Genomic DNA, 9,542 nt, shown 5'->3' with positions numbered 1-9,542 from the left:
GAATTCACGCCGCGCGGTCGAGCATCCCGTAGATGTCGGTGCGCAGTGCGGAGGCTCCGTCGCGGCCGCCGAGCAGGTCGGTGGTGGCCGGGTCGGCGGCACGCAGAATGCCGAGCAGCAGGTAGGCCGTGGAGATCTCGCGATCCTTGCGGTGAATCGCCTCGCGCAGGGCGAGTTCGAGCGTCTTCTTGGCCGTGCCGGTGAACGGGATGTGCCCCGCGCCGAGCAGCCGGCCGAAGACGCCGCGCTTGACCTCCGGTTCGGCCCGATCCCAAGCCTTCGGGCCGAAGTTCTCGGCGATGCTGGCCTGCACCGCATCCAGGTCGATGCCGATCGAGCGCAGCGCCTCGGCGTCGTCGGCGCCGAGCGGCGTCACGCTCGCGCGTTCGGCGAGAGCGGTGCGCACACCGTCGGCGGTGATGCCGCGGGCGTCGAGCACCGCGCGCAGGCCGGGTTCGGCGTTGGCCACCACGCCGAGCAGCACATGCTCCGGCCCGATCTGCTTGGCGCCCAGCTCCTTGGCGTCGTCCTGGGCGCTCACCACCGCCACTCTGGCATGGCGCGTGAATTTCTCGAACATCAGCGGGTTCCGCCCTTCCGATTGTGTTTCTGATGCACCGCCTGCTTGCTGACCTCGAGCGCTTCGGCAATCGCCTGCCACGACCAGCCGTTGGCCCTGGCATTGGCCACCTGGATGGATTCGAGCCGGTCGGCCAGCCTGCGCAGGGCGAGCACCGCGCGCAGACCGACCGCCGGATCGGGATTCCCCGCCGCCGAGGCGAGCGTTGTTGCATCGGTCATGGCGTCAATTTTGGTTGACGACTTCGGGTTTTGTCAACAAAAATTGACGCCAGACGTCAGCTCAATCGGTAGACGAGTTTGGCGAATTGACCCATGCGCCCGACGTCGACCAGGCGCATCCGATCGGCGAGAATGCGGCGCGGCAGCAGGGGCGCGCCGCCACCGAGAGTCACCGGGGCGATGCCGACAATCACCTCGTCGAGCAGTCCGGCATCGGCGAACTGTCCGGCGAGGTCGCCGCCGCCGATGATCCAGATGTCTCGTCCAGCGGCGGCGGCGACCATCTGTTCGTGCACCGCCGCGACCTCACCCGCGACGAAACGCACGTTCGCCCCGGGCAACTCGGGCAGTTCACGGTGGGTGAAAACCCAGGTCGGACGGTCGCCGTAGTTCTCGTACCAGGTCTCGGGCGGATTGTTGGCTGCCATCCACTCGTAGGTCGTCGACCCGAGGCACAGGGCGCCGACGCCGAGCAGGAATTCCCCCACATCGCCTGTCGCGGGGTCGGCGTCGGGGACGGCCATCAGCCAATCCAGCGAGTTGTCGGGGTCGGCGATATAGCCGTCGAGGCTGGTGGCGGTGTAGTAGCTGGTCGTCATGGAGACCGATCCTGACAGCGAAACCTGACAGCCCCGGTCAGGTTTCGCCGACGAGAATCAGCCGTTCCAGCGACCTGTCGCGGCGAATTCGGTGAGGACAGCGGTCGGACCGGTCAGGTCGAGGTTCTGGCCGTCGACCCAGGCGTCGTCGAAATAGGTGCCCGCGTAGCGGTCGCCGCCGTCGCACAGCAGGGTGACGATGCTGCCGCTGCGACCCTCACCCAGCAGTTCGGACACGAGGTGGAAAGCGCCCCACAGATTGGTGCCGGTCGAGCCGCCGACACGACGGCCGAGGACGGTACTGGCGTGGCGCGCGGTGGCGACCGAGGACGCGTCCGGCACGACGATCATCCGGTCGACCACCTGCCCGACGAAGGACGGCTCGACCCGCGGACGGCCGATTCCCTCGATCCGCGACGGCATTCCGGTCTCGTAGCCCGCGTCACCGGTCTCGTAACCGCCGAAGAACGCCGAGTACTCGGGGTCGACGACGGCCAGGCGCGTCGCGTGCCTGCGGTAACGGATGTAGCGGCCGATAGTGGCGCTGGTGCCGCCGGTGCCTGCGCCGACCACGATCCACTCCGGCACCGGGTGGGTCTCCAGCGCCAGCTGCTCGAAGATGGATTCGGCGATGTTGTTGTTGCCGCGCCAGTCGGTGGCGCGCTCGGCGTGAGTGAACTGGTCCATGAAATGCCCGCCGGTCTCGGCGGCGAGGCGCTTGGCCTCGGTGTACATCTCCGGCGCCCGCTCCACGAAATGACAACGGCCGCCCTGGGCTTCGATCAGCGCGACCTTCTGCGGCGACGTGCTCGCCGGCATCACCGCGACGAAATCCAGGCCGAGCAGCTTCGCGAAATAGGCCTCGCTCACCGCCGTCGACCCCGACGACGCCTCGACCACGGTCGTGCCCTCGGTGACCCACCCGTTGCAGATCGCGTACAGGAACAGCGAGCGTGCCAGCCGGTGCTTGAGGCTGCCGGTGATGTGGGTGGACTCGTCCTTGAGGTAGAGCTGCACCGGCCAGTCGGCGGGCAGCGGATACCGCAGGAGGTGGGTGTCGGCGGAACGCTGGGAGTCGGCGTCGATCAGCCGGACGGCATTGTCCACCCAGTCACGCGGGGCGCTGCGGTCGAGGTATTTCACGCGGCGGACCCGTCGTCGTCACCCCGCAATCGGGCCCGCAGCTGCGCCTTGTCCTGGCGGCGGCGCGCGTCGACGACGGCGATGTCCTCGTTGACCTTCGTGCGCAGCTTCTTGAACAGCGTCAGCGACAGCGGCATCGCGACGATCAGCGCGAACAGCGCCGCGACGATGATCGGTACCTCGACGCCGATGAGCTTGGCGACACCGACGATCACCGCGGCGATCACCACGACGAGCCCGAGGCGGGCCAGCGTGTAGAGGGCCAGATTGCGGACCAGCCGCTTCCCCGCGCCAGAACCTTGCTGACCAGTTGCTTCACTCACGACAACAGCGTAACCCCGCCGCGGCCTGGGCCGATGCGGCCCCGTTCGCGGCTTTTGTCTATTACTTCCCCTTTACCAAAAGTAGGTGGTTCGACTACGTGGGGGTCGCAGTGCGACGATGACGCCATCTGATGAGGGAACTGTCGAGAACGGAGAGGTTAGCTATGACTGCGATCACCGTCGGCGGCCAGGACACTCTGCTGACACCAGGCCAAGTGGCCGCCATGTTCCACGTAGACCCCAAGACCGTCACCCGGTGGGCTCATGCGGGCAGGCTCGGTTCGCTGCGCACGCCGGGCGGACATCGCCGATTCCGCGAGTCCGAGGTTCTGCAGTTGCTCAAATCGCTCACCACCGAGGCAGCACCCCGCTGACCCGACCGGCCGACGCGAGTCCGCAGCGGGCTCGCGTTTGCCGGAAATTTCCCTTCCGTTGCGGATGTGCACACGGCGCGTACACGGCTACCCTCGATAGCAGGAGGTGAGCGACGTGACGTACCTGTTGGCCCTCATCGCAATCGCGGCCGTCGCGGTGTTGTGCTGGAAGGCGTTCGGACCCCAGAGGCCCGGCCCATCTCCGCGCAGACCGATCCTCGGCCCCGACGACGATCCGGAATTCCTCTGGCGCCTCGGCAAGCAGCACCGCGACGACTCCGGCCCGTCCGAGCCGTAGAGCTCGCGCGCGTGAGCTTACCCACATACCCCCGATGCACCGCGAAAAACCCGGGTAGATAACGTATTCCGGTGATCGATGTGCAGCAGAGTTCCATCCCGACCACCTGGCGCGCGGCCGACGGCAGCGCCGTGACGTTCACCGAGGCCAGGTCGGCGTGGACTCGCGCGGCACACGAGGTGCTCGCCGACACCGCGACCAGGTTCAACAACTTCATCGTCAACACCGAGTTGGCCGAGCTGGTCCAGGAGGAATCCGGGATCCGCACGCAGGTGAAGTGGCAGCACTGGCTGCCGGTCGTGCTGGACAAGGTCGCCGAGCACTGTCACAAGAACAACGAGCCGCCGCTGAGCGCGCTGTGCGTGCGCAAGAACCAGACGGTGGGCACCGGCTACCGCTACATCCTCGAACTCGCGGGCCTGCCCATCCCCGACGACCTGGAAATGCACGCCGCCGCCGCCCGCTGGCAGTGCTACCAGCACTACGCCACCGACCTCCCCGCCGACGGCGGCCTCCCCACCCTTCCCCCCAAGGTCGCGGCCCTGCGCCACCAGACCTCCCAGGACCTCGCCACCGCCGAAGCGGCCGAAGCGGCCACCAAGCCCAAGCGCACCGCGGCCTCGTCCAGCCGCAGCGTCACCGTCCCCAAGCCGGAACCGGTCCGCAAGCCCGTCTGCCTCAACTGCCATGTCGAACTCCCGGCCAACAAGATCTGCTACTACTGCTGATCCCGATCACCGGTGAAGGCCCGGCCGCTCCCCGAGCGCCGGGCCTTGTCGTTGTCGTTCCGACCGGCGCGCTCGCTGCCGGCGCTGCACACTGGGGCGATGACCGTCGACAACCGCCTGTATACGGCCTCCGCCGACGCAGCGATCAAACGAGCAGCCGCGCAGGCAGCAAGCCGGGGCCGCCCGGTCTCCACGCCGATGGACCTGCTGAGTGCTCTGGTCAACGACGATGCGAACGGCATGGCCACTGTCGTGCTGGAGTCTGATGATCTGGGCGTCCTGCGAAACGACCTCCTCCGCGCCGTCGCCCGACAGCTGTCGGCTCCCAACACTTCTTCGCTCGATCTCGTGCTGGACTACGCGATGCTGGAGAACCCCACCAGGCCGATCGGCACAGACCACCTTCTGATAGCCCTACTCGAAGCCGACAACGCCACCGCCGATCTGCTCGCCGCGTCCGGAATCACGACACACGCAGTCCGTGCCGTACGCGCGGCTGCTATCGATTCCCTGTGCTACGGCTGCACCGAAGCCGACGGACGGCCGACGAGATTCTCGATAGCCCGCCCGAACCTACCGACCGAGCTCACCGCCGTCCTGCATGACGTCGAGCACTGGCAGAAGGAGAAAGAAGACGCGGTCGACGCGAACGATTTCGAGCGCGCGGCACATATGCGCGATCAGGAGAAGACAGCGCGCAGAGCCGTCACCACCTGGGACGAGCCCACGCTAATCGCACATTTCGGCAGCGCGATCGACGAAATCCTCCGACTGCGCGCCGCGGTCGATCACCTCACCGGCCAACTCCACGACGGCCACACCGCCACCCGCCCCGTCGGCGGGACAACCGGCTCGACGACGGAGTAAAAAGCTCGGATCCAGTCTCGATGTCGGCCGTACGGACGATGAAACGGATCTGGTCGGTAGTTGACTCCGTCCATTGGAGATCTACTGCGGTGTGGCTGTCTTCGAGGTGCTCGCTGATGACTACCTCGAGGGGACACGGGACCGGGTAGGGCGACGACGGGCTCAGGTAGTCATCGACCGATGCGAAGAAGATCGGCAATTTGTCGATCACGGAATGCACGATGCCATCCGCATCGGTGAACTGGACTTCGATGACTCCGCCGACGGTGCAATCGACATCGACCCACCGAACGGCCGTCCCCCACAGTGTTGGCACCCAGGGATTCTCCCATCGGCGGCCGTGGGGCGCTCGGTTCAGCCGACCTCGGACGACGGGGTGATGCCGAAAACCGAGGCTATACACTGCCAGAACACCGGGACCGCTTCCTCCACCGGTGCCACGATCCGGCCGGGGTGAGTATCCGAGAAGCACTCGACCACCACAGTTCCTTCGGCCACCGTGGCCAGCGATCCGGGGGCACGGACGACGATCTCCTCGATCGGCGCATTCGACACCGGTCGAGTCGTGACCACCAGGTCGTGCATCGACATCGTCGCCGCCAGATCCTGGTCACGGCCGGAACGGATGACGCTGTCCACGATGTCGGTCAGGTGTTGGAACTCGGCATGCCGATCAAACATCGCCCTGAAGGAGCGAGATACCTCGCCCCATGGCACGTCGTGGAAATCGCCCGCCCACGCACCCAGCCTGTTGGTCCGCATAGGTCCGACCGTGCTCGCACGCCGTGAAACTCTGCGTACGGAAGGTCAGTTCAGGCCTGCGTAGCTGTGCAGACCGCTGATCACCATGTTGATGATGAACAGGTTGAAGAGCATGGCGACGAAGCCGGCGATGTTGATCCAGGCGGCCTTGGTGTCGCGCCAGCCCGAGGTGGCTCGGGCGTGCAAATACGCCGCGTAGAGGACCCAGGCGATGAAGGAGCAGGTTTCCTTGGGGTCCCAGCCCCAGAAACGGCCCCAGGCGGCTTCGGCCCAGATGGCGCCGAGGATGACACCTGCGCCGAAGAGGGGGAAGCCGATGATGGTGGTTTTGTAGGCGAGCTGGTCGAGGGTGCGGGCGTCGGGGAGACGGCGGGCGATGGTGCCGAAGACGTTGTTCGCCTCTTCGCCCGCGGGCTGGCGCATGCGGTACAGGTACAGCAGGCTGGCCACGCCGGAGACCAGGAAGACGCCGCTGCCGATGCTGACGATGGTGACGTGGATGGGCAGCCAGAACGAGCGCAGCGCGGGGACGACGGGCGCGGCGTCGGCGTAGAGGACCGTACCTGCCAGGAACATCAGGATCAGCACCGGGACAAGCAGGAACACCCACATCGACCGGTAGCGCTGGTCGCGCAGGAAGTACAGGCCGATCACCACGGCGGCCGCGGTGGCCATGGTGGTGAACTCGTACATGTTGCCCAGCGGGAAGCGATGGGTGGCGAACCCGCGCAGCACGATCGAGCCGACGTGCAGCACCGCGCCGACCAGCAGCACCGCGAACGCCATATTGCCGAGGCGCTCGGCGGTCGGCTTCGCCACCGGCGTCTCGATGCGGCCCGGCAGCGACGGGTCGGCGGGCGCGCCCGCGGTGACCAGTTCGCGCGCGGCGACCTGCTTGGCCCGCGCCGAGGCGTACTGCACGAGCAGCAGCACCGTCGCCAGGGCATAGACCGCCATGGCCGACATGAAGGCGAAGTCGCTGTAGCGTGACAGCGTTTCGTCGATCGGCATCAGTTCTCCGTTTCCGCGTCCAGTACCCGCGCGCGCAGCCGGTCGAACTCGCCGCCCCAGCCCGCCTGATCGCTTCTGGCCAGACCGCCCATTTCTACTACGGTCCGTCGTTGATCCACGGTACCTGCCGCGGCCTCGGCCGGGTACGCCCGGATCCAGATCCGGCGGCGTTTCACCAGCAGCGACACCAGCAGACCGGCCATCATCGTCAGCGCGCTCACCAGCACCCACTGCTGCGCCGGATCGTGCGAGACCTGCAGGTTCACGAACTCCTGCGCGCCGTCGAAGGTCACCTTCGCGCCGCTGGGCAGCGTGGTCGACTCGCCGGGACGCAGGTTGACCCGCGCTTCCTTGGTGAGTCGGCCCTGCTTGATCATCTCCGGGTCCAGCGAGAACAGCGACTGCGAGCGGCCGGTGTCGAGGCCGGTGTTGCCGCGGTAGATGTCGACCGCGACGGCCGGATCGTCCATCGTCGGGAACGACGAGGTGAGCAGGCTGCCGTGGAACATCGCCGTCGGCGCGAACAGGCCCTCGATGGCGATCTGGTTCTGACGGCGCTCCTCGTCGGTGGCGTACATGCCACCGGGCGGGTCGATCCGCAGCACACCGCTGGACAGGAATGTCTGGGCGTCGTCGGGCCGCCACTGGATGGTCTCGGTGCGGGTCTGCCCGTTCGGGAAGGTGACGGTGAACGTCGGCGCGAACCCGTGGCCCTGCAGGTAGACGCGGTCACCGGCGACACGCAGCGGATGGTTCACCCGCAGCTCGGTGCTGCGCCAGGTATCGGTGCTCAGGTCCTGGCCCGCCTGGTACTCGATGTTCGAGCGGAACATCTCGGCCTGACCGGTGGGCAGGTAGTCGGCCTTGAAATCCTTCACCTTGATGCACAGCGGCGTCATGCCGGTGCCGTCGTTGGTGTTGCCTGCGCGGAACGAGTCGAACACCGCGGGCGAGGTGGTGCAGAAGCCGGGGCCGTTGTTGGCGATCACGATGACATTGCCCTCGTAGCCGAACAGCTTGCCCAGCGCGATCGCGACCAGCAGCCCCACCAGCGACAGGTGGAACACCAGGTTGCCGAACTCGCGCAGGTAGCCCTTCTCCGCGGACAGCGTCACCTCGCCGTCGCGCTTGCCCGGCCGCACCTCGACGCGCCACCCGCGCAGCTGTCCGCGCGCCTGCTCGACGACGTCCTCGGCGCCACGGTCGACGGTCTCGCTGAAGTGGTGCGGCAGCCTGCCGAGATTGCGCGGCGCGGCCACCGGCGGGGTGCGCAGTGCCTTGTAGTGGTCCCAGCAGCGCGGCAGGATGCAGCCGACCAGCGAGATGAACAGCAGCACGTAGATGGCGGTGAACCAGAAGCTGCCGAACACGTCGAACAGTTCGAACCGGTCCATCCACGGGCCAAGGGTCGGGCGGTCGGCGATGTACTGGTCGACCTTCTGCGCATTCAGGCTGCGCTGCGGCAGCAGGGCGCCGGGAATGGCCGCCAGCGCCAGCAGGAACAGCAGCACCAGGGCGGTACGCATGCTGGTGAGGCCGCGCCAGGTGTTGCGGGCCAGGGCCCAGGCACGGCCAGGCAGCGACTGCCGGACGGGCGGGGTGGGGGTGGTCGGAGTAGTCAGTGTGTCAGTCATCAGATCGGGAGAGTCACCTCGGAGACGAACCCGTCACGCACCCAGCCGACGAACTGATCCCATGCCCCCGTGACCAGCGCGACGCCGACGGCGACGAGCAGAACACCCCCGATTACCTGAATGGTGCGCGAATTGCGCCGCAGCCAGCCGACCCCGCGCAACGCACCGGCCGACCCGAACGCCAGCACGACGAACGGCAGCCCGAGCCCGAGGCAGTACGCCACGATCAGCACGACACCGCGCGCCGCGGTCGTGCCCTCGGTACCGGCCGACACCGCCATCACACCGGACAGCGTCGGGCCGAGACACGGCGTCCAGCCCAGCGCGAACACCCCGCCCAGCAGGGGCGCACCGACGATGCTGGTGAACCTGCGCGGCTCCATCCTGGTGTCACGCTGCAGCGCGGGCACCAGGCCGATGAACACCAGACCCATCAGGATCGTCACCACACCGCCGATGCGCTGCAGCAGTTCCCGGTTGACGTTGAGGGTCTGGATCACGCCGAACACGGTGGCCGTGGCCAGCACGAACACCACCGTGAACCCGGCGACGAACAGTCCGGCGGCGCCGGCGACGCGCATCTTCGCGCTGCGGCGCTGCGCGGTCAGGACGCCTGCCTGCGCGGCCGTGGCCGGTGGCGCCTCGGCACCGACCAGCCCGGCCAGATACGACAGGTACCCCGGCACCAACGGCACGACACACGGTGAAGCGAACGACACCAGGCCCGCGAGCAGACAGGCACCCAGCGCCAACAGCAACGGACCCGATGCCGCGGTCTGCTGGAAGGAATCCCCGACTGCGGCGAGCACCATCACTCGGTGCTGTCCTCGTCATGCTGCTCGTCGCGGGGCAACGACAGAGTGCGCTCGGTCTCGGCCGGCTCAGCCGGACCGAAATCGAACAGGCCCGCACCGGCCACGCTGCGCGGGACGGTCGCGATGCCCGCCCAGCGATCGTCGACGGTCCACCCCGCTCCCATGCGGCGGGCACCCTGGCGGGGGC

Annotated in this window: 14 protein-coding genes; 4 read left to right on the top strand and 10 right to left on the bottom strand. The window is 67.6% G+C overall.

Going from position 1 to position 9,542, the window contains the following annotated elements; all coding sequences use genetic code 11:
* Positions 1 to 4: 4 nt before the first annotated feature.
* From ACWF9G_RS05940 to ACWF9G_RS05920, 5 genes are read right to left on the bottom strand one after another with little or no spacing between them, the layout of a single operon-like run.
* The gene (locus tag ACWF9G_RS05940; protein ID WP_452513966.1) at positions 5 to 580 is read right to left on the bottom strand and encodes a Clp protease N-terminal domain-containing protein; all 576 of its coding nucleotides are present in this window, start codon (positions 578 to 580) and stop codon (positions 5 to 7) included.
* Entirely contained in the window at positions 580 to 801 is a 222-nt protein-coding gene (locus ACWF9G_RS05935) for a helix-turn-helix domain-containing protein (RefSeq protein WP_189025545.1), read from the bottom strand. Before ACWF9G_RS05935 ends, ACWF9G_RS05940 begins: the two co-directional genes overlap by 1 nt.
* Positions 802 to 857: 56 nt before the next feature.
* Positions 858 to 1,400: a dihydrofolate reductase family protein gene (locus ACWF9G_RS05930; RefSeq protein ID WP_452513964.1), complete on the bottom strand. Its 543-nt coding sequence runs from the start codon at positions 1,398 to 1,400 to the stop codon at positions 858 to 860.
* 57 nt (positions 1,401 to 1,457) lie between these two features.
* On the bottom strand, positions 1,458 to 2,543 hold the full coding sequence (locus tag ACWF9G_RS05925; protein ID WP_452513962.1) for a PLP-dependent cysteine synthase family protein: 1,086 nt from the start codon (positions 2,541 to 2,543) through the stop codon (positions 1,458 to 1,460).
* Complete coding sequence (locus tag ACWF9G_RS05920) at positions 2,540 to 2,866, bottom strand: DUF4229 domain-containing protein (RefSeq protein ID WP_379308962.1); 327 nt, start codon at positions 2,864 to 2,866, stop codon at positions 2,540 to 2,542. The genes ACWF9G_RS05925 and ACWF9G_RS05920 overlap by 4 nt, the downstream gene beginning before the upstream one ends.
* Before the next feature lie 164 nt (positions 2,867 to 3,030).
* Between ACWF9G_RS05920 and ACWF9G_RS05915 the strand changes: the two genes are divergently transcribed.
* The 4 genes from ACWF9G_RS05915 to ACWF9G_RS05900 all read left to right on the top strand — a co-directional run bounded on the left by ACWF9G_RS05915 (position 3,031) and on the right by ACWF9G_RS05900 (position 5,133).
* Positions 3,031 to 3,240, top strand: coding sequence for a BldC family transcriptional regulator (locus tag ACWF9G_RS05915; RefSeq protein ID WP_019049435.1), 210 nt, complete (start codon positions 3,031 to 3,033; stop codon positions 3,238 to 3,240).
* 115 nt (positions 3,241 to 3,355) lie between these two features.
* On the top strand, positions 3,356 to 3,538 hold the full coding sequence (locus tag ACWF9G_RS05910; RefSeq protein WP_379308963.1) for a hypothetical protein: 183 nt from the start codon (positions 3,356 to 3,358) through the stop codon (positions 3,536 to 3,538).
* Positions 3,539 to 3,609: 71 nt separating this feature from the next.
* On the top strand, positions 3,610 to 4,266 hold the full coding sequence (locus tag ACWF9G_RS05905; protein ID WP_379308964.1) for a hypothetical protein: 657 nt from the start codon (positions 3,610 to 3,612) through the stop codon (positions 4,264 to 4,266).
* 99 nt (positions 4,267 to 4,365) lie between these two features.
* Entirely contained in the window at positions 4,366 to 5,133 is a 768-nt protein-coding gene (locus ACWF9G_RS05900) for a Clp protease N-terminal domain-containing protein (RefSeq protein ID WP_452513960.1), read from the top strand.
* Positions 5,134 to 5,487: 354 nt separating this feature from the next.
* Here the strand turns inward: ACWF9G_RS05900 and ACWF9G_RS05895 are convergent, their stop codons facing one another.
* From ACWF9G_RS05895 to ACWF9G_RS05875, 5 genes are read right to left on the bottom strand one after another with little or no spacing between them, the layout of a single operon-like run.
* On the bottom strand, positions 5,488 to 5,895 hold the full coding sequence (locus ACWF9G_RS05895; RefSeq protein WP_452513958.1) for a hypothetical protein: 408 nt from the start codon (positions 5,893 to 5,895) through the stop codon (positions 5,488 to 5,490).
* 45 nt (positions 5,896 to 5,940) lie between these two features.
* Positions 5,941 to 6,906 (bottom strand): c-type cytochrome biogenesis protein CcsB, encoded by a 966-nt coding sequence (gene ccsB / locus ACWF9G_RS05890; RefSeq protein WP_452513956.1) that lies wholly within the window; start codon positions 6,904 to 6,906, stop codon positions 5,941 to 5,943.
* A complete protein-coding gene (gene resB, locus ACWF9G_RS05885) occupies positions 6,906 to 8,540 on the bottom strand; it encodes a cytochrome c biogenesis protein ResB (protein WP_452513954.1) in 1,635 nt (544 codons plus the stop codon). The genes ccsB and resB overlap by 1 nt, the downstream gene beginning before the upstream one ends.
* The gene (locus tag ACWF9G_RS05880) at positions 8,540 to 9,352 is read right to left on the bottom strand and encodes a cytochrome c biogenesis CcdA family protein (RefSeq protein ID WP_189025531.1); all 813 of its coding nucleotides are present in this window, start codon (positions 9,350 to 9,352) and stop codon (positions 8,540 to 8,542) included. The genes resB and ACWF9G_RS05880 overlap by 1 nt, the downstream gene beginning before the upstream one ends.
* Positions 9,352 to 9,519, bottom strand: coding sequence for a hypothetical protein (locus tag ACWF9G_RS05875; protein ID WP_379308969.1), 168 nt, complete (start codon positions 9,517 to 9,519; stop codon positions 9,352 to 9,354). The genes ACWF9G_RS05880 and ACWF9G_RS05875 overlap by 1 nt, the downstream gene beginning before the upstream one ends.
* Positions 9,520 to 9,542 lie beyond the last annotated feature (23 nt).

The organism is Nocardia sp. NPDC055029 (genome assembly GCF_053608525.1).
This window is presented reverse-complemented; position numbering and strand designations above follow the sequence as displayed.